The organism is Thiococcus pfennigii (assembly GCF_016583835.1).
Classification (GTDB): Bacteria; Pseudomonadota; Gammaproteobacteria; order Chromatiales; family Chromatiaceae; genus Thiococcus; species Thiococcus pfennigii.
In genome coordinates this window covers 23550-43297 of record NZ_NRRW01000025.1, presented here as the reverse complement: position 1 = coordinate 43297, position 19748 = coordinate 23550, and the positions used below count along the sequence as shown (strand labels likewise).

At 68.1% G+C, this 19748-nt stretch carries 15 protein-coding genes and 1 pseudogene; 12 read left to right on the top strand and 4 right to left on the bottom strand.

Going from position 1 to position 19748, the window contains the following annotated elements; genetic code table 11:
* Nucleotides 1–18: 18 nt before the first annotated feature.
* Together CKO41_RS10075 and CKO41_RS10070 are read left to right on the top strand one after the other, a co-directional pair.
* Nucleotides 19–384: a YraN family protein gene (locus CKO41_RS10075; protein WP_200249598.1), complete on the top strand. Its 366-nt coding sequence runs from the start codon at nt 19–21 to the stop codon at nt 382–384.
* 64 nt (nt 385–448) lie between these two features.
* On the top strand, nt 449–1033 hold the full coding sequence (locus CKO41_RS10070) for a BON domain-containing protein (protein WP_242464222.1): 585 nt from the start codon (nt 449–451) through the stop codon (nt 1031–1033).
* Nucleotides 1034–1862: 829 nt separating this feature from the next.
* On the opposite strand, the gene ptsP is transcribed toward CKO41_RS10070, so the two are convergent.
* Both ptsP and CKO41_RS10060 read right to left on the bottom strand, forming a co-directional pair.
* A complete protein-coding gene (ptsP, locus tag CKO41_RS10065; RefSeq protein ID WP_200382093.1) occupies nt 1863–4127 on the bottom strand; it encodes a phosphoenolpyruvate--protein phosphotransferase in 2265 nt (754 codons plus the stop codon).
* Between the two features lie 249 nt (nt 4128–4376).
* Complete coding sequence (locus tag CKO41_RS10060) at nt 4377–4916, bottom strand: RNA pyrophosphohydrolase (protein WP_200254688.1); 540 nt, start codon at nt 4914–4916, stop codon at nt 4377–4379.
* A gap of 182 nt (nt 4917–5098) precedes the next feature.
* Between CKO41_RS10060 and CKO41_RS10055 the strand changes: the two genes are divergently transcribed.
* The 6 genes from CKO41_RS10055 (at nt 5099) to CKO41_RS10030 (ending at nt 10509) form a co-directional block, all read left to right on the top strand.
* Nucleotides 5099–5767, top strand: a complete 669-nt coding sequence (locus CKO41_RS10055; protein ID WP_200382091.1) for a histidinol-phosphatase — start codon at nt 5099–5101, stop codon at nt 5765–5767.
* A gap of 115 nt (nt 5768–5882) precedes the next feature.
* Nucleotides 5883–6650 carry a GNAT family N-acetyltransferase gene (locus tag CKO41_RS10050; protein ID WP_200382089.1) on the top strand — a complete coding sequence of 256 codons (768 nt, stop codon included), beginning with the start codon at nt 5883–5885 and terminating at the stop codon, nt 6648–6650.
* A 6-nt stretch (nt 6651–6656) separates the two neighbouring features.
* Nucleotides 6657–7481 (top strand): lysophospholipid acyltransferase family protein, encoded by an 825-nt coding sequence (locus tag CKO41_RS10045; protein WP_200382087.1) that lies wholly within the window; start codon nt 6657–6659, stop codon nt 7479–7481.
* 2 nt (nt 7482–7483) lie between these two features.
* Nucleotides 7484–8686: a glycosyltransferase family 4 protein gene (locus tag CKO41_RS10040; RefSeq protein ID WP_476718489.1), complete on the top strand. Its 1203-nt coding sequence runs from the start codon at nt 7484–7486 to the stop codon at nt 8684–8686.
* Nucleotides 8658–9188: a phosphatase PAP2 family protein gene (locus tag CKO41_RS10035; protein WP_200252093.1), complete on the top strand. Its 531-nt coding sequence runs from the start codon at nt 8658–8660 to the stop codon at nt 9186–9188. The genes CKO41_RS10040 and CKO41_RS10035 overlap by 29 nt, the downstream gene beginning before the upstream one ends.
* A gap of 637 nt (nt 9189–9825) precedes the next feature.
* Nucleotides 9826–10509: a hypothetical protein gene (locus tag CKO41_RS10030; protein ID WP_200382083.1), complete on the top strand. Its 684-nt coding sequence runs from the start codon at nt 9826–9828 to the stop codon at nt 10507–10509.
* 7 nt (nt 10510–10516) lie between these two features.
* Here the strand turns inward: CKO41_RS10030 and metE are convergent, their stop codons facing one another.
* Entirely contained in the window at nt 10517–12808 is a 2292-nt protein-coding gene (gene metE, locus CKO41_RS10025; protein ID WP_200382081.1) for a 5-methyltetrahydropteroyltriglutamate--homocysteine S-methyltransferase, read from the bottom strand.
* A gap of 109 nt (nt 12809–12917) precedes the next feature.
* Between metE and CKO41_RS10020 the strand changes: the two genes are divergently transcribed.
* On the top strand, nt 12918–13886 hold the full coding sequence (locus CKO41_RS10020; RefSeq protein WP_200382079.1) for a LysR family transcriptional regulator: 969 nt from the start codon (nt 12918–12920) through the stop codon (nt 13884–13886).
* A gap of 50 nt (nt 13887–13936) precedes the next feature.
* Here CKO41_RS10020 and CKO41_RS10015 read toward each other — a convergent pair whose 3' ends face one another.
* Nucleotides 13937–14266 carry a single stranded DNA-binding domain-containing protein gene (locus CKO41_RS10015; protein WP_200382077.1) on the bottom strand — a complete coding sequence of 110 codons (330 nt, stop codon included), beginning with the start codon at nt 14264–14266 and terminating at the stop codon, nt 13937–13939.
* A gap of 457 nt (nt 14267–14723) precedes the next feature.
* Between CKO41_RS10015 and CKO41_RS19005 the strand changes: the two are divergent.
* The 3 genes and pseudogenes from CKO41_RS19005 (at nt 14724) to CKO41_RS10000 (ending at nt 19272) form a co-directional block, all read left to right on the top strand.
* Nucleotides 14724–15554 (top strand): annotated as a pseudogene (locus CKO41_RS19005) (epoxyqueuosine reductase QueH).
* Nucleotides 15555–15615: 61 nt separating this feature from the next.
* Nucleotides 15616–17409, top strand: a complete 1794-nt coding sequence (locus tag CKO41_RS10005) for a B12-binding domain-containing radical SAM protein (RefSeq protein WP_200382076.1) — start codon at nt 15616–15618, stop codon at nt 17407–17409.
* A 51-nt stretch (nt 17410–17460) separates the two neighbouring features.
* A complete protein-coding gene (locus tag CKO41_RS10000) occupies nt 17461–19272 on the top strand; it encodes a B12-binding domain-containing radical SAM protein (protein ID WP_200252108.1) in 1812 nt (603 codons plus the stop codon).
* Nucleotides 19273–19748 lie beyond the last annotated feature (476 nt).

Below are 19748 nucleotides of genomic sequence, written 5' to 3'. Positions count from 1 at the left end.
CCGATCCGATGGACCCGGATGAAGATACTGCCCATCAGCCGCCCAGCGCTCGGGGCCGAAAAGGAACGACTGGCCTGCCGCTTCCTCGAGGCGCGCGGTCTGCGCCTGGTGGCGCGCAACCACCGTTGTCGGCTCGGCGAGATCGATCTGGTGATGACCGACCGCGGCGTCCTGGTCTTCGTCGAGGTGCGCTATCGCCGCTCGGCGCGCTTCGCCGCCCCGGCCGAGACGGTCGGGCCGCGCAAGCGCCAAAGGCTCGCCGCCGCAGCAGGCCACTATCTGCAACAACACCCGACGCGTCTGCCCTGCCGCTTCGATGTGCTCGCGATCACCGGGCCGGATGCGATCGACTGGATCCAGGATGCCTTCCGTGTGGATGAATAGCTCGCCCCCCTCCCCGCTTGTCCGCCATCGCCCGCCGCCCCGGCTGGGTCGCCCCGTCGCCGCAATGCTGTTGCTCGCCGCGGCGCTCGCCGGCGCCGGCCTGCTCGCCGGGTGTGCCCCGGCCATCATCGGCGGCACCGCCGTCGGCGTCTCCGTCTTCCACGACCGGCGCCCGACGGAGATCATGCTCGCCGACCAGCGCATCGAACTGGCCGCGCTCGAGCGGTACAACCAGAACGCCGAGATCGCCGACTACAGCCGCATCTCGGCGACCAGTTACAACCGCGTCCTGCTGCTGACCGGGCAGGCCGAGACCGAGGAGATCCGCCGTCGCTACGCCGAGCTGGCCAGCCGCATCCCCGAGGTGAGGAAGGTCGTCGACCAGGTGACGATCGGACCCGTCGCGAGCCTGGCGCGCCAAGGCGAGGATGCCTACCTGACCAGCCGCGTCAAGGTCGCGCTGGCGAGCGTGCGGATCGCCGGTTTCGACCCGACGCGGGTCAAGGTCGTCACCGCCGCCGGCACCGTCCACCTGATGGGCCTGTTGACGCCCCAGGAGGCGCAGGCCGTGATCGCCAAGGTCCGCTACGTGCCCGGCGTCGTCCAGATAGTCAACCTCTTCGAGACCTACCCGAGGCCGGAGACCTGAGCCGGCCGTCGGGTTACGCCCTGAGGGGCTAACCCGACGACGACCCGGGCGAAGGCCGGCACGGCCCGTAGGTCGGGTTAGGCGCGCCGGCACAACCTTCGATGAGAACGAAGCGGTTGTGCGCGCCGTAACCCGACACCGACCTCCGCAAGCGCTGCGTGGCCGGCCGTCGGGTTACGCCCTGAGGGGCTAACCCGACCTACGGCCCCGGAGAAGGCCGGCACGGCCCGTAGGTCGGGTTAGGCGCGCCGGCACAACCTTCGATGAGAACGAAGCGGTTGTGCGCGCCGTAACCCGACACCGACCTCCGCAAGCGCCGCGTGGCCGGCCGTCGGGTTACGCCCTGAGGGGCTAACCCGACCTACGGCCCTGGCGAGGGCCGGCATGGCCCGGTCGGATTAGGCGCGCCCGCGCGGCGGTCGCCGAGAAGGACCAGCCCAGCGCGCGCCGTAATCCGACATGGGCCTCTGCCGGGCGCCGCGTTGCCGGCTGTCCGATTGCGCCCCGAGGGACCGAGTTTTACCGCTGATTCTCGAATCGTTCCCTGGTCCCGTTCCTCGTCTAGTACCTCGTTCTACCTTATTTTGCAGCCTCAGCGAGACGAGAAGCGGCCGGATGCTAGGCGCGCGAGCGCAGGAATAGCCCGTTCTATTTCAAGCGCGCGCAACAACGCAGACGGCCGCTTCTCGCCTCGCCCGAAGGGAGCCCCCCAAACGCGCCGATTCGGCGTTGCAGGCCTTGGAAATAGAATGGCTATTCCCTGCGGGCTGCGCCTTGTATCGCCACGTTTGGGGGTCTCTGAGAATGCAAAATAAGGTGGAACGAGGTACTAGCGCCCCGGACGCGTCAGACCACCGAGGCCGATCTCCTCGATCGCCTCGAGCAGGCGCCGGCGTACCGAGGCGGCGTCCTCGAGCGGCAGGACGCTCGTCAGGCATTCCCTCGCACGCGCCCGGCTCAGACTGCGGATCACGGCCTTGACCCGCAGCAGGCTGCCGGCGCTCATGCTCAGGCTGTGCACGCCCATGCCGAGCAGCAGCACGACGGCCAGCGGATCGCCGGCCATCTCGCCGCAGATGCTGACCTCGACACCCTCGGCCCGGGCGCCGTCGACGACCTCCATCAGCGCCCTCAGCACGGCCGGGTGCAGCTCGTCGTAGAGCGCGGCGACATGGCTGTTGTTGCGGTCGACGGCCAGCAGGTATTGGGTCAGGTCGTTGGTGCCGACCGACAGGAACTGGACCCGCTTGGCCAGCGACCCGACCTGGTAGACGGCCGCCGGCACCTCGATCATCGCCCCGACCGGGGGCAGCGCCACCGCCATGCCCTCGTCGCGCAGTTCAGCGTGGGCCCGCTTGATCAGCTTCAGCGCCTCCTCGACCTCGCCGACGGTGCTGATCATCGGCAACAGGATCCGCAGGTTCCCCAACCCGATCGCCGCACGCAGCATCGCCCGCACTTGGGTCAGGAAGATCTCCGGGTGATCGAGGGTGATGCGGATACCGCGCCAGCCGAGGAACGGGTTCGACTCGCTGACCGGAAAATAGGGCAGCGGCTTGTCGCCGCCGATATCGAGCGTGCGGATCGTCACCGGGCGCGGGGCGAAGGCCGCGAGGATCTCGCGGTAGATGTTCATCTGCACCTCCTCGCCCGGGAAACGATCCCGCACGATGAAGGGCAGCTCGGTGCGATAGAGGCCGATCCCGGCCGACTCCTCGATGCCGAGCGGGCGCGCCTCGGTGACGAGGCCGGTATTCAGATACAGGGGGAGGACATGGCCGTCGGTCGTCTCGGCGGGCAGGTGGCGCAGCCCCTCGAGCTCCGAGGTCAGGACCCGCTCCTCCTCGATCAGCTGGCGGTACTCGGTCTTGATGGCCTCGCGCGGGGCGACGTAGATGCGCCCGCGGTAGCCGTTGACGATGATCTCGCGACCGTCGACGCGACCGACCGGCAGCTCGCCGACCCCCATCACGGCCGGCACCCCGAGGCCCCGAGCGAGGATGGCGACGTGCGAGGAACCCGAGCCCGTCGTCGAGACGACCCCGGCGAGGGACTCGCGCGGCACGTCGGCGATCTGCATCGCGCTCAGCTCCTCGCCGACCAGGATGGTCGCCGGCGGGTAGGCGATCGGCTGCGCGCTCAGGTTCTGTAGATGCATCAGGATGCGCCGCCCGAGGTCGCGCACGTCGGCGCCGCGCTCGCGCAGGTAGCCGTCCTCCATCTGATCGAAGACCTTCACGTGCTCGCAGATGGTCGCCCGTAGGGCGCCGGGCGCCCAGTTGCCGGCCCGGATCCGCGCCAGCGTGTTATCGACCAGGACATCGCTCTCGAGCATCATCCGCCAGGCATCGAAGAGCGCCCGGTCCTCGAGGCTCAGCGCCCCGGAGAAGCGCACCGAGAGTTGCTCGAGGTCCTCGGCCACATCGTTGATCGCGCCCAGGAAGCGCTCGGCCTCGGCACCGGGTTCGGCGATCGCCTTGTCCGGCACCGCATCGAGATCGGCGAGCGGATAGACGACGACGGCCGTGCCGATCGCGAGCCCCGGCGAGGCGGCCAACCCCTGGAGGAAGTGGTTGGGCAGCCCGTTCGCATCCTGCAGGCGGGCGAGCTCGCCGCTGATGCGGGCGAAGGTGATGGCCCCGGCCAGTTGCGCGGCCAGCGTGACGACGAAGTTGACCTCGTCATCGCCGAAGCGGCGCGGCGCCCGTTGGCGCAGCGCCAACACGCCGAGGACCTTGCGGTTCTGGATGATCGGCGCGCCGAGGAAGCCGCGGAACTGCTGTTCGCCGGTGTCGTTGACGAAGACGTAGCGCGGGTGCTGGGAGCCGTCATCGAGGTTGATCGGCTCGGCCCGCTCGCAGACCAGCCCGATCAGGCCGCGGTTCAGCGGCAACCGCACGGTGCCGACCGAGCGCGGATCCAGGCCGTCTGTGGCCTGCAGGACGTGCTCGCGGGCCTCGAAATCGGTCAGGTAGACCGAGCAGACGTCGGCCCCGACAACCTGCTTGACGCTCTGGACGATAACCTCGAGGGCCTGCTCCAGGTCGGGTGCCTGGTTGACTTTCTGGACGATGCGACGCAGCGGCTCGAGCATTGACCCTCACTGACGGAAATACCGTGAAAACACCCCTGTCATCCGGCGGTGACGCCAGGTCTTGCGGGGTCTGCCCGCAGACGGCACCGAGGGCACCGTCGGCCCTGGTACCGAGCGGCAGGCGCGGGTTGGCGGCAGCGCCAGGCGCGCCGCACTAACGCAGCCGAGGCGGAGATTTCATCCTTCGGAAGGAACCGATCGCCATGGACGCAACCGGCGACACCAGACCCTGGCGGATGATTCCGAGGATCAACGGTGCCCGTGGCCAAGAAGGCCGACCTGCCCGGATGGACAGTCCCGCCGCTCGGGGACCCCGTCCGGATAGACGAGCGGGGCCAGCTCTTCGAGCGCCTGCAGGTAGACATGGCGCTTGAAGTAGACGACCTCGCGCAATGGCTGCCAGTACTTCACCCAGCGCCAGGCATCGAACTCCGGCTTTTCGGTGTGGTCGAGGCAGAAGGCCTGCTCGCCGCAATTGACCCGCAGCATGAACCAGATCTGTTTCTGGCCGATACAGACGGGCCCGCAGTGGCGGCGGATGAAGCGCTTGGGCAGGCGGTAGCGAAGCCAGCGCCGCGTGTACCCGAGGACCTCGACCTGACAGGGTCGCAGGCCGACCTCCTCCTCGAGTTCGCGATACATGGCCTCGATCGGGACCTCGTCGGCCCGGATCCCACCCTGCGGGAACTGCCACGCATTCTGCCCGACCCGCCGCCCCCAGAACAGGCGCTGCTGGTCGTTGCAGATGATGATCCCCACATTGGGTCTGAAACCGTCCGAATCGATCAAGGCCGCGCACCCTGCTGATTAGCGTCGCCATTTTTCCACATTCGCCGCAACACGGGCAACTTGCAAAATCGGCGCCCCCGCGTCCGAGGCGTTGCGTGTCCGCCGGGCACCGGACGGCGGTAGAATGGCGAGCGACCCCGGCCCCGCTAGGGTCGGCCGTTCCATGCATGCGGAGGATCCAGGTGGCGCTCGCGATATTCGACCTCGACAATACCCTGCTCGGCGGGGACTCGGACTATCTCTGGGGACGCTTCCTCGTCGAGCGCGGCGTCGTCGACGGTGCGGAGTACGACCGCCTCAACGAGCGCTTCTATCACGACTACCAGGCCGGCCACCTCGATATCATGGCCTTCCTGCGCTTCGCGCTGCGCCCGCTGCGCGACAACGATCCCGCCGACCTGCGCGCCTGGCGGGCCGAATTCATCGCCGAGAGGATCGAGCCGGTCGTGCTGCCGGCCGCCCTCGAACTGATCGAACGCCATCGCGGCCACGGCGACGAACTGCTCATCATCACCGCGACGAACGCCTTCGTGACCGCCCCGATCGCGGCGCGCTTCGGCATCGCGCACCTGATCGCGACCGTCCCCGAGCAGATCGACGGGCGCTTCACCGGCGAGGTCGCCGGGATTCCATCGTTCCGCGAGGGCAAGGTTGCGCGCCTCGAGCAGTGGCTCGCCGAGACCGGCCACGACCTCGCCGGCAGTCACTTCTACAGCGACTCCCACAACGACCTGCCGCTCCTCGCGCGCGTCGACCACCCGGTCGCCGTCGACCCCGACCCGATCCTCGCCGCCGAGGCCCGCGTGCGAGGCTGGCCAAGCCTCTCGCTGCGCCCCGAGGCCGCGACCTAGCAGCCTATAGATTCAGGGGATTGCCCGTCACGACGCCGTCACGCCCCCAACACAGGCCCGCAACAGAACCCCGATATCCTAGCCGTCTTCATCGACTCTCAATCGGGGACACTCTATGGCGGGTTCTGCGACGGCCCGGTCCGTCAAGCGCGGCGAACGACTCTTCGTCGAGCTTGCGGCCACGGAACGGGAGGTACGCGAGGCGCAGGCGTTGCGCTACCGGGTCTTCGGCGAGGAGCTTGGCGCCAAGCTCAAGGGCGGCGCGCCGGGCCTCGACGTCGATGAGTTCGACTCCTACTGCCAGCACCTGTTGGTGCGCGAGACCAGGACCGGGCGGGTCGTCGGCTGCACGCGAATCCTGACCGACGAGAATGCCGCCCGCCTCGGACGCTTCTACTCGGAGGGCGAGTTCGACCTGGGCCCCATCCCGCGCCTGCCGGGACGCCTCCTCGAGGTCGGGCGCACCTGCATCTCGCCCGAGCACCGCGCCGGCTCGGCCATCGCCGTGCTCTGGTCCGGGCTCGCCGGCTACATCAACCTGCACGGCTTCGATTACCTGTTCGGGTGCGCCAGCATGCCGCTCGGCGAGGACGACATCCAGGCCGCGGCCATCATGAATCGACTGCGCCGCCAGGCCATGGCGCCCGAGGCGATCCGCGTCGAACCGCGCGTACCGCTGTTGACGAACCTGACGCTCGACGACGTCCTCGACGCCCCGCTGCCGGCCCTGCTGCGCGCCTACACCCGCCTCGGGGCCAAGGCCTGCGGCGAGCCCTGCCGCGACCCGGACTTCGCCGTCGCCGACGTGCTGATGCTGCTGAATATCGACGACCTCAACCCCACCTATTCGAGACATTTCCTCGACAGGGCCAGCGACCTGTAACGACCGATGCCGCATGCCACCCGGACTTGGAGACTGCTGCGCCTCGCGGCGACCCTGATCGCGGGGCTCGCGGCGACGCTCGCGATCGCCGCCGGCGAGCGGTTCGGCCGTCGCCCGCGCACGACGCCGCGGGTCGTGCGCTGGTGGCACGGGCGGGTCTGCCGCGACCTCGGGCTGCGGGTCGAGGTCATCGGTACCCCGCTGCCGAACGCACTCCTGGTCGTCAACCACGTCTCCTGGCTCGACATCCCGGCGCTGGGCGCCCAGGGCGAGATCGACTTCCTCTCCAAGGCCGAGGTGCGCGACTGGCCGGTGGTCGGCTGGATGGCCACCGTCGCCGGCACCCTCTTCATCGAGCGCGGCGCCCATCAGACGGCGGGGCTCGCCGAGGCCATCGGGGCGCGCGTGCGGGCCGGTCGGCCGGTCGCCATCTTCCCCGAGGGGACCACGAGCGACGGCACCGCGTTGCTACGCTTCCACCCGCGGCTGTTCGCGAGCGGCCAACAGGCCGGCGTCGTCATCCAGCCGGTCGCGCTGCGCTACGGCACCGGGCCTGCGCCGGACCCGATCGCCCCCTTCATCGGCCGCGACACCCTGCTCGCCCACCTCGCCCGGGTGCTCGGCCACGGGCCACTCGACGTGCGCATCCAGTTCCTGGCGCCCATCGACCCGAGCCAGACCGACCGCCGCCAGCTCGCCGCGCAGGCACGCGCCGCGATCGCCCGGGCGCTCGGGCTGACGGGCGAGCACCCGCCTCGCATCCCGGGCGAGGGCGCCCCTTGCCGGGAGACACCGGCCTCGGCCCGCCGCAGCCTGGTGCCAGCGCAATGACGATGAGCAACACCCCCAAAGGCCTCTCGATCGCGGTCGTGACCGAGACCTATCCGCCCGAGATCAACGGCGTCGCCAACACGATGCGCCACCTGGTCGGCGGCCTCGCCCGTCGCGGCCACCGGGTCCACCTGGTCAGACCCCGCCAGGGGCAACGCGAACGGACCACCTCGCCAGGCGAGGTCGAAGGCCAGACCCTGGTCCCGGGCGTACCGCTGCCCGGCTACCGCGGGCTGCGCTTCGGCCTACCCGTCTACTGGCGCCTGCGCCGCCTGTGGCGCGCGAACCGCCCCGACGTCGCCTACATCGCCACCCAGGGGCCGCTCGGGCACGCTGCCCTGAACGCCACACGCGCGGCCGGGATCCCGGCCGTCACCGGTTTCCACACCCAGTTCGATCAGTACAGCCAGCACTACGGCCTCGGTCTGCTGACCCACCAGATCGGTCAGACCCTGAAGGACTTCCACAATCGCTCCGACGCGACCCTGGTACCGACCGCCGAACTCCGCCAGCAGCTCGCCGCGCAGGGTTTCCGCAACCTGCACCTCTTCGGGCGCGGCGTCGACACGCGGCTGTTCGACCCGGCCCGACGCGACCCGGCGCTGCGCGCCGCCTGGGGCTGCGGTGACGAAGACCTGGTCGTCCTCTACGTCGGACGCCTGGCCGCGGAGAAGAACCTCGACCTGGCCCTCGCGGCCTTCGCGGCGATCGCCGCACAGGAGCCGGCGGCCCGCTTCGTGCTGGTCGGCGACGGCCCCGGCCTCGAGCGGCTGCGCCGCGAGCATCCGCAATACCGCTTCGTCGGCCCCAAGGTCGGCGAGCAATTGGCCGCACACTATGCGAGCGGGGACTTGTTTCTCTTCCCCAGTCTGACCGAAACTTTCGGTAACGTGGTGCCGGAGGCCATGGCCAGCGGCCTGGCCGTCGTCGCCTTCGACTACGCGGCCGCCCACGCCTACCTTGCGCCCTGGCACAACGGGGTCACCGTCGCGACCGGCGATCGGGATGCCTTCATCGCCGCCGCCCTGGCGCTCGCTGGCGATCGCGCGCGGCTTCGGACGCTCGGCCGTCAGGCCCGCGTCGCGGCTGCCGATCTCGACTGGGATCGGGTCATCTGCGGTGTCGAGAGGCAGCTTCAGAGTGTTATTCGCCGTCGCAGCGGATCGGAGAATCGTCATGAGACTGTGGTTGCAACAACTCAATGAGATCGAGGCCCCGCTCTGCCGAGCCTGGACGACCCGGTCGTTGGAGCGCCGCTGGATCTATCGTCCGTTCGCCGTCGTCAGCCGCCTAGGTGACGGCATCTTCTGGTACAGCCTGATTGCGATCCTGCCCCTCGTCGACGGCTGGGACGGCCTCATCACGGGCGTGCACATGCTCGCGACCAGCTTCGTCGCCCTGGTCCTCTACAAATCGCTGAAGGGGACCACCCGCCGCGAGCGGCCCTGCCACTACGCCGCCGGCATCCGCCCGGGCGTCCCCCCGCTCGACCGCTACAGCTTCCCCTCCGGCCACACCCTCCAGGCGGTCGCCTTCACGACCATCGCCCTCTTCTACTATCCGTCGCTGGCCGTGATCCTGGTGCCCTTCACGCTGATGGTCGCCGCCTCGCGCGTCGTCCTCGGGCTGCACTACCCGAGCGACGTCCTCGTCGCCTCCGCGATCGGCCTCGCCCTCGGCCTGACCAGCATCGCACTGTTCGGCTAGGGCGGCCCTCCCCTTCCGCCTGCGCTGGATAGGGGTCGTAGCCCGAGGTATCCCCACAAGATCGGCCTCGACGGCGAGTCGGCACGAACTGGGGGCGCCGGCCTTCAGCCGGCTTCGCGCGCGGGGGGCTCGATGACCCCGGCGCGCGACCTTCGGCGCTGGAACCAGGAGATCACCGATAGGCGCCGCTGGATGGCCGCTGCGCACGTGCCCTTCTACCGGCCCAGACGCCGCCGACGCGGCATCGAGCCGCGACGGCGACGAGCCGGCTGGAAAGCCGGCGCTCCCAGTGAGCCGCGCGACGGCGAGATGGCTCAGATCGCGAGCGCCGGCTTCCGTCGGTCAGTCGACCTGAGCCACGGCGGTTTAGCCCTTCTATCCGGGGATACCTCAGGGTAGGAGCCCGCTTGCGGGCGAACGGGGCGAAGATTGCCTCGGTGGCCACCGCGTCGCCGGCCGTCGGGTTACGCCCTGCGGGGCTAACGCGACCTCGGCCTTCACCGGCACGCCCTGGCGTGTCGAGCTGGAAAAAGAACTGGCCCTGAAGAGCCAGCGGCTGGATGCCGTCATCATCGCGCGGCGCGATCCCCCGCCACCGGACGCCACGGCCCTCGACCTGCCCGATGGCCTCGAAGGCTTGCGCGCCCGCAATGTGCTGACCTACAAATCCCACCAGGAGCCGCTCGACGCCTGGGCACTCGATGAGCTGATCGGTCACTACGTCAACGACCGCAAGCTGCTCGCTGCCCCCGCCAGCGAACGGCTGCTCCCGGAGCCGGCCTTTCAGCTCTACGCCGTGGCGACCCGCACCCCGCGCAAGCTCGTCGACGCGTTGCCACCTGGCGCCGTGCAACCGACGGCTTGGCCGGGGGTCTATGATCTCCAGTGGGGGGCGCGCACGATCCGCCTCATCGTCCTCGGCGAGGTCGCCGAGCATCCGCGCAATGCCCCTTGGGAACTATTCAGCCTGCAACTCGACCGCCTGCGCCACGGCCTGACCCATTACCAGGCCCGCAGCGCGCTGGCCGGCGAACTGCTCTACCGCCTCTACCTGGCCTATCGCCTGGAGCTGCCGAACATGAGCTACACGATCGAAGAGTTCATCCGCGAGACCCACCGGGAGGTCATCGCCCACCTCACCCCGGAAGAGCGGCGCGCCATCCTCGAGCAGACGCCCCCCGAGGAACGCCTACGCGGTCTACCACCCGAGGAGCGCCTACGCGGTCTGCCACCCGAGGAGCGCCTACGCGGTCTGAAGCTCGATGAGCTCGACGCGAACGAACGTGCGACGCTCGAGGCGCTGCTGAAGAAGCTCAACTGAGAACCTGTCAGGAGATCGTCGCGCGCAGGGTCTTCGCCGCCGCGACCATGTTCGACAGCGCCGGGATGACCTCGTCCCACTGCCGGGTCTTGAGGCCGCAGTCCGGGTTCACCCACAGGCGCTCGGCCGCAATGCGCTCGGCGGCCTTCTGCATGAGCGCCACCATGTGCGCCTCGCTCGGGATGTTGGGCGAGTGGATGTCGTAGACGCCCGGCCCGATCTCGTTCGGGTAGTTGAAGTCGTCGAAGGCATCGAGCAGTTCCATGTCGGAGCGCGAAGTCTCGATGGTGATGACATCGGCGTCCATGTCGGCGATCGAGGCGATGATGTCGTTGAACTCCGAGTAGCACATGTGGGTGTGGATCTGGGTCTCGTCGGCGACGCCATTGGCCGTGATGCGGAAGCACTCGACGGCCCAATCGAGGTAGTCCTGCCATTGCGACCGGCGCAGTGGTAGGCCCTCGCGCAGCGCCGCCTCATCGATCTGGATCACCCGCACGCCGGCCCGCTCCAGGTCCAGCACCTCCTCGCGGACGGCCAGCGCCAACTGCCGGCAAGACACCGAGCGCGGCTGGTCGTCGCGCACGAAAGACCAGTTGAGGATGGTCACCGGACCGGTCAGCATGCCCTTCATCGGCTTGTCGGTCAGCGACTGGGCGTAGGTGATCCAGTCGACGGTCATCGACCTCGGGCGGCTGATGTCGCCGAACAGGATCGGCGGCTTGACGCAGCGCGAGCCGTAGGACTGTACCCAGCCGAACTGGCTGAAGGCATAGCCGTCGAGCTGCTCGCCGAAGTACTCGACCATGTCGTTGCGCTCGGGCTCGCCGTGCACGAGGACATCCAGCCCCAGTGACTCCTGCTCGCGCACGCAGCGCGCGATCTCGCCGCGCATGATCTCGGCGTAGGCGGCCTGATCGATCTCGCCCACCTTGAGCTGGCGGCGGGCCTGACGAATCTCGCTCGTCTGCGGGAAGGAGCCGATGGTCGTGGTGGGGAAGCTGGGCAGCCCCAGGCGTTCGGCCTGCTTGGCGGCTCGCTCGGCATAGGGGCGCTGACGCTGGCCGAGCTGGGCGTCGATCCGGGCGATCGCGGCCTTGACGTCGGGGTTGTGGACGCGCCGGGAGTTGCGGCGTGCCTCGCAGGCGGCGCGATTGGCGTCCAGCTCGGCCTTGACCGCGTCGCGCCCCTGATTCAGCGCGCTGGCCAGGACGCGCAGCTCCGCGAGCTTCTGCTTCGCGAAGGCGAGCCAGGAGCGGACCTCGCCATCGAGCTTGCGCTCGGTATCGAGGTCCACCGGCACGTGCAGTAGCGAGCAGGAGGGCGCGATCCATAGGCGCTCGCCGAGCTGCTGCTGGATGGGCTCCAGCCAGTCGAGCACCGCGTTCAGGTCGGTCTTCCAGATATTGCGTCCGTCGATGACGCCGAGCGACAGGGCCTTGCTCGAGGGCAGCAGATTCAGCAGCGGCATGACGTCGTCGCGCCCCCTGACTGCGTCGAGATGCAGGCCGGCCACCGGCAGGTTGGCGGCCAGGTAGGCCTGGTCCTGGAGCGCCCCGAAATAGGTCGCGAGCAACAGCTTGATCGGCGCGCCCTTGAGCTCGTGGTAGGCGACGTCGAAGGCATGGCGCCATGGTGCATCCAGCTCGGTGACGAGGATCGGCTCGTCGACCTGCACCCATTCCGCCCCCTGCGCGGCCAGGGCGGTCAGCAGCTCGGCATAGACGGGCAGCAGACGCTCGAGCAGCGCGAGCCGGTCCGAGCCGTCCTTGGTCTTCCCGAGCGCGAGGTAGGTCACCGGGCCGATGATGACCGGCTTGGCCGGGATGCCCTGGGCCTTGGCCTCGGCCAACTGCTCCAGCAGGCGCGAGGCGTCGAGCCTGAATTCCGTCTCGGCGGTGAATTCCGGCACGATGTAGTGGTAGTTGGTGTCGAACCACTTGGTCATCTCGCCGGCCACGATGCCACCGCACTGGACATCCGCATCCGCTACGGCGGCCGAGCGCCCACGTGCGACGCGGAAATAGTTGTCGAGCACATCCCCTGCGAAGCCGCGCACGCGCTCGGGCTGATTGCCCAGCGTGAAGCTCATATCGAGCATCTGGTCATAGAAGGCGAAATCGCCGACCGGCACCAGGTCGACACCCGCCTGCTCCCGCCAGTGGCGTGCGCGGAGCTCGACACCGACCGACTTGAGCGCCTCGAGCGTGGACTCACCCTTCCAGTAAGACTCCAGCGCGAATTTCAGCTCACGCTTGGCACCGATGCGGGGGAAGCCGAGATTGTGTGTGATCGCCATGTCGATTGTCCCAGTGGATGGATAACGGATGGGACCATTCTCGGGCGCTCATACCATGAAGTATAATGGTATTATCTCACCTAGACATGCACAAGGTTCATATATCGCCATGGCCCAGCTGGAGCGATCCCATTTGTCGATCATCCAGGCCGTCGATCAACACGGCTCGTTGACGGCCGCCGCCGAGCAGCTGCACCTCACCCAATCGGCACTGAGCCACGCGGTGCGCAAGCTCGAGGCGCAGCTCGGCGTCGCGATCTGGACCCGCGAAGGTCGCCGGTTGCGCCTAACGCAGGCAGGCGCCCATCTGTTGGCGGTCGCCAATCGCCTGCTCCCACAGCTCGCCCACGCAGAAGAGCGCCTGCGACAGTTCGCCCAGGGCGAGCGCGGCACATTGCGCATCGGCATCGAGTGCCACCCCTGCTACCAGTGGCTGCTCAAGGTGGTGTCGCCCTACCTCGCGGCCTGGCCGGATGTCGATGTGGATGTGAGGCAGGAGTTCCAGTTCGGTGGCATCGGCGCGCTCTTCGGCCACGAGATCGACCTGCTGGTGACGCCCGACCCGCTCTACGAGACCGGCCTGCGATTCGAGCCGGTGCTCGACTATGAACAGGTCCTCGTGGTTGGGCCGGGGCATCCCTTGCGTGGGGTCCCGTTCGCCCGACCGGAGCAGCTCGCACGGGAAACCCTGATCACCTATCCGGTCGCCATCGACCGGCTCGACATCTACACGCAGTTCCTCCTGCCAGCCGGCATCCGGCCAAAGCGTCACAAGCCGATCGAGACCACCGACATCATGCTGCAGATGGTCGCGAGCGGCCGCGGGGTCGCGGCCCTGCCGCGCTGGCTGGCGGAGGAGTACATCGGCAAGCTCGAGCTGAGCGTGATGCGCCTCGGCAAGCAGGGTATCGCGAAGCAGATCTTCATCGGCGTGCGCGAGCGCGAGACCGATACCGACTACCTGCGTGCCTTCGTCGAACTGGCGCGCGCGCACCGCGACCCCGGGCAAGAGAACGACACGACGCCCACGATGGATAACCAGCGAAAGAGCCGCGAGCGGCGGGATGGCTGCGGCTGACGGGGCATCGCCCGCCGCGAATATTCGTCAGCGGCGGGCCGTCGTCACGGTCAGTCGTACCGATGGTCGAAGGTCACGACGGTGCCGTCGGCTCGGACGAGCTCCCGCGCATAGATCTCGAGGGGCAGGTCATCATCGACGAACCCCCGCACTGTCACGGCCGCTCCCGGGCTCGCCGGAACGCGGTTGGGCCCGACGTAGACGCGCACCGATCCGGTGGCATCCGACATGACGAACTCATCCTCGTCGGTCAGTCGATCCAGGGTGCCCGAGATCGTGACATGGCTGTTGCGGACGAGATCGCCGATCGGAGTGATGGTCTCGGCCCAGACGGGCGTGAGGGAAAGCGCGGCGAGTGCGGCAAGGAATACGCGTTTCATCGCAGCCTCTTCAGTCGAGAGCCAGGAGGACAAGCAGGACGAGCGCAAGGCCGCCCGCGGCGAAGGCCCAACCGGGTATAGGGTCAGGGTCAACGGCGAGCGGAACCAGGACAGGACTGCGGTCGTGCCATTGCGGCTGGAATCGGTCGGATCTGGACTCATGGGACGTCACCTTTCATGATGGCGTACGGGTAAGCTCGTCTCCCAGGTCAGGGTCTTGTGGCCATCTTCCGGCACGATGCATGGGCTGGGAGATTGACACGCTTCTGGGGGTTTCCCAGCGGATGGTCAAGAGCGCGACTCGGCGATATAGACGGATTGCGGAAGCTGACCTCGCGCGGCGGGATACTACACTTTCGGCGTCGGCGACGATCGGCTGGGATTTGCAACGCAGGACGGCATCTTGGACTGCGTCTGCTGTCCACATCGCCGCGATGGTCGCTATCGGATTACCGACATGAGCCCAAAGCCCGATCTCTATCGCGACCCATTGCCCTGGCCCAGCGGTCAGCGCAAGGTGCTGCGGCATGCCAGCTGCGCGCCCTGCAGCGGCGAGATCATCGAGGCGATGCTGGCCTCGGAGATCGACGTGACGGTCCTTTTCTACAACCCCAACATCCATCCGCGTGCGGAGTACGGGCGACGCGAGGAGGAGATCATCCGCTTCGTCGACGAGCTCGCCGTGCCCTTCGTGAATGGCGACTATGAGCGCGACGCCTGGCTCGCGCGCACGCGCGGCCTGGAGCACGAACCCGAGCGCGGTGGCCGCTGCACCCTGTGCTTCGAGATGCGCCTGGCAGACACCGCACGCCATGCCCATGCGGGAGGGTTCCCCGTCATCGCCACCTCGCTGGGCATCTCGCGCTGGAAGGATCAGCAAGCGGTCAACGACTGAGACCACCGCGCCGCCGCTGGCTATCCGGGCCTGGCCTAATGGGACTGCAACTGGCGCAAGCAGGGCAGCTCGACGCGGATGACGACAATCAGACGGCGCGAGGGCTTCTATCGACAGCAATACTGTGTTTGCCCCTACCCGCTGCGTGACGCGGGCTCCGCACCCCTGGGCTCCAGCGCGAGCCCACAGACACGATCGCCGGCGAAACCTCCTCCGCAAAAGGTGCCACATGGTGCACGGCGCGCCCCAGCCTCCCGTCCCCTGCCGCGCCTGCAACGCCGCGAGAAGATTCAATCGACCGAGCACCGGTCACGACAGCAGCCCCGCGCCGGGTCTCTCGGGCACACCGGCGTCGCCCGGCTCGCCTTGCGGCGCGCCGGATCCCGGGTGTAACCTCCCGTGGAAGCGCGGCCACCTGTCGCTCGCTCTCCGTGGTCAGTTACTGCGACGAAAGATGCAAGCCTCCCCAGAAGCAGCCCCCTCGGATCGCCAGATCTTCCACCTGATCCTGATCACGCCCACCAAATACGACGAGGACGGCTATCCGTTGGTGTGGTGGCGCTCGGTCCTGCCGTCGAACTCGCTGGCCGCGCTGAACGGCCTCGGCCGCGACTGCCGAGAGCGCCATGTGCTCGGACCCGAGGTCGAGATCCGGCTGACCGCGATCGACGAGGCCAACCGCCTCATCCGGCCCCAGCAGATCATCCAGATGGTCCGGCGCGACGGCGGCAAGTGCCTGATCGCACTGGTCGGGGTGCAATCCAATCAGTTCCCGCGTGCCGTCGATCTCGCCCAGCCCTTCCTCGCAGCGGGCCTGCCGGTCTGCCTCGGCGGCTTCCACGTCTCCGGCTGCTTCGCGATGCTCCCCGAGACCACCCCGGAGATCCAGGCGGCCATGGATCAGGGCATCGCCCTGTTCCTCGGCGAGGCCGAGGAGGGGCGGCTCGACGAGGTGTTGCAGGATGCCTACCGGGGACGCCTGCGACCCATCTACAACTATCTGGATAAGCTGCCGACGATCGCCGGGGCACCGATCCCGATCCTCGACGAGGAAGACGTCAAGCGCACGATGGGCTGGATCTCCAGCTTCGATGTCGGCCGCGGCTGCCCCTACAAGTGCTCCTTCTGCACCATCATCAACGTCCACGGGCGCAAGAGCCGCTTCCGCACGGCCGAGGATCTGGAGCGGATCGTCGTCGAGAACGACGCCCAGGGGATCCGCCAGTTCTTCGTCACCGACGACAACCTGGCCCGCAACCAGAACTGGGCGGCCCTCTTCGATACCCTGATCCGGCTGCGCGAGGAGCGCGGCATCGTCCTGGAACTCTCGGTCCAGGTCGACACCCGCTGCCACCAGATCCCCGGCTTCATCGACAAGGCCGCCGCCGCCGGCGTCAACACCGTCTTCATCGGCCTGGAGAACATCAACCCGGACAACCTGGCGACGACCGGCAAGGCCCAGAACCGCATCACCGACTACCGCGAGATGCTGCTCGCCTGGAAAAGGCATCCGGTCACCATCTGCGCCGGCTACATCATCGGCCTGCCCTTCGATACGAAGGAGTCGCTGATGCGCGATGTCGAGATCATCAAGCGCGAGCTCGCGATCGATCACATCTTCTTCACGATGCTGACGCCGCTGCCGGGCTCGGCCGACCACGCGCGCATCTATCAGTCCGGCGAGTGGATGGACCCCGATCTCACGCGATACAACACCAACTTCCGGGTCATCCACCACCCGCGAATGACCGACGAGGAGTGGGACGGCGCCTATCGCGAGATGTGGCGCCGTTACTACTCGTGGGAGCACATGACGCGGATGCTCAGGCGCGCCCATGCCCTGCGCGGCGACATCCGCAAGACCCGCAACTACCTCGGTTGGTACCACCACTTCCCGATCAACCTAGGGCTCCACCCGCTCGAGGGCGGGCTGGTGCAGCTGCGCTCGCGGGTCGACCGCCGCCCCACCCTGCCGCGCGAGCACCCGCTGGTCTTCTACCCGAAGTACCTCTTACGCGAGGCCCGCAACATGCTGACCTTCTGGCGGATCGTGCGGCGCATGCACAAGATCGACGCGCGCATCGCCGCCGACCCCGAGCGCTTCGCCTACCGCGACGAGGCGATCACGCCACCGAGCGAGCAGGACTTCGAGGACCTCGGGCTCTTCAAGGACACGCGTGGCGGGCGCGAGGCGGTCGCGAAGGCCGCCGAACGCAAGGCCGCTGCGCCGCGTCGGCGCGTCGCCTGATCCTGGGCCGACGCCACCGCCCCTCATCCAAATTCAGACTCGGCAACGACCATGATGCGCAAGACGACGACCAGCGAGCCAGGCCGCGAGATCTTCCACCTGATCTTGATCGTCCCGGCGCGCTACGACGAGGAGGGCTATCCGCTGCAGTGGTGGCGCTCGTGCATGCCGGCCAACTCGCTCGCGACGCTGAACGGGCTCGGGCGCGACTGCCGCGACCGCCAGGTGCTGGGGCCGAACGTCGACATCCGTATCACCGCGATCGACGAGACCAACCATATCGTCAAGGCGCGCCAGCTGATCGGCATGATCCGCCGCGACGGCGGCAAGGGTCTGATCGCGATGGTCGGCGTGCAGTCGAATCAATTCCCCCGCTCGCTCGACCTGGCCCAACCCTTCGTCGCGGCCGGGGTGCCGGTCTGCATCGGCGGCTTCCACGTCTCCGGGATCATGGCCACGCTCAAGGAGCCGACCCCCGATATGCAGGCGGCCATCGAGCAGGGCATCGGCTTCTTCCTCGGCGAGGCCGAGGAGGGACGGCTCGATCAGGTGCTGAAGGACGCCTACGCCGGCCCCCTCCAGCCGATGTACAACTACCTGGAGAACCTGCCCGAGATCGCCGGGGCACCGATCCCGATCCTCGCCGAGGAAGACATCCGGCGCACGATCGGTTGGATCTCGAGCTTCGACGTCGGTCGCGGCTGCCCCTACCAGTGCTCCTTCTGCACCATCATCAACGTGCACGGCCGCAAGAGCCGCTTCCGCACGAAGGAGGATCTGGAGAAGATCATCCGTGAGAACAACGACCAAGGCATCCGCCAGTTCTTCGTCACCGACGACAACCTGGCGCGCAACAAGAACTGGCCCGAACTCCTCGACGGACTGATCGAACTACAGCAACGGATGGGCATCAAGCTGGAGCTCTCGATCCAGGTCGACACGCGCTGCCACCAGGTGCCGAACTTCATCCCCAAGGCCGTCGAGGCCGGCACCAAGATCGTCTTCGTCGGGCTGGAGAACATCAATCCGGACAATCTCAAGGCCGCCGGCAAGGCCCAGAACCGCATCACCGACTATCGCGAGATGCTGCTGGAGTGGAAAAAGTACCCGGTGGCGATCTCGGCCGGCTACATCGTCGGCTTCCCGTTCGACACCAAGGAGTCCCTGAAGCGCGATGTGGAGATCATCAAACGCGAACTCCCGGTCGACCACATCTACTTCACCCAGCTGACCCCGCTGCCGGGTTCGGCCGATCACGCCCGCCTCTACACGTCCGGCGAGTGGCTGGATCCGGACTTCAATCGCTACAACACCAACTACCGCGTGACCCACCACCCGGTCATGTCCGACGAGGACTGGGACGAGGCGTATCTGCACATGTGGCACAGCTACTACTCGTGGGATCACATGACGACCATCCTCAAGCGCGCCCACGCACTCGGCGGCGACATCCTCAAGACGCGCATGTACGTCGGCTGGTACCACCACTTCCCGGTCAACCTCGGCATCCACCCGGTCGAGGGCGGTCTGCTGCGACTGCCGGCGCGCACCCAGCGCCGCCCCGGCCTACCGCGCGAAAACCCGCTGATCTTCTACCCGCGCTACGTCTACCGCGAGATCCGCGACATCTTCACTTTCTGGCGCGTCGTGCGCCGGCTCCGGGCGATCGACCAGGCCATCGCCGCCGATCCCGAGCGACTCGAATACCGGGACGCGGCCATCACGCCGGCAACCGAGACCGACTACGAGAACCTGGGCCTCTACCAGACCACGCGGGGCGGCATGGATGCCGTGGCGAAGGCCGCCGCACGGGCCGCCGCGCAGGCCAAGCTGCGCCGGACCCACACCCGCCCAGCCGCCTGAGCGGTTCGAGCGACTGGCGAGGGCAGCGCAGCGCCACGCAGAAGCCCAACCCGCTCAAGGACTTCTCATCGCCGACGGCCCGCCGGCGGCGGCCCGTCGCCTTGCGATCGGAACCGCTGCGGGTGTAATCTTGTCGCGTTAAGCCCGCAAGAAGTTCCGCAGGGCGACAGGAGTCGCGTTGCGCCGACGCCCCCAGGCGGCATGGGACCTGTGGTGCCGACGGCGCGCGGGTTCGACGTTCGGCCTGGGCGCGCGCGAGGCGGCATCGAGGGACGCGTCGATCGATTCCGCGCCCCCGGGGGAGGCAGAGGATGCCCCTTCATCTGCATGCGACCGGGCATTCGAAGCTCGGAGGAAGCGGAAGACCGCCCCTGCCGCTTCGGTCGGTTTCTTGCCAGGACGGTCGATAGATCGGCTCTTCGCCAGAGAGGACTCGGACGACACGCGTCCCCCATCCGCATCAGGCCCGGATCGCT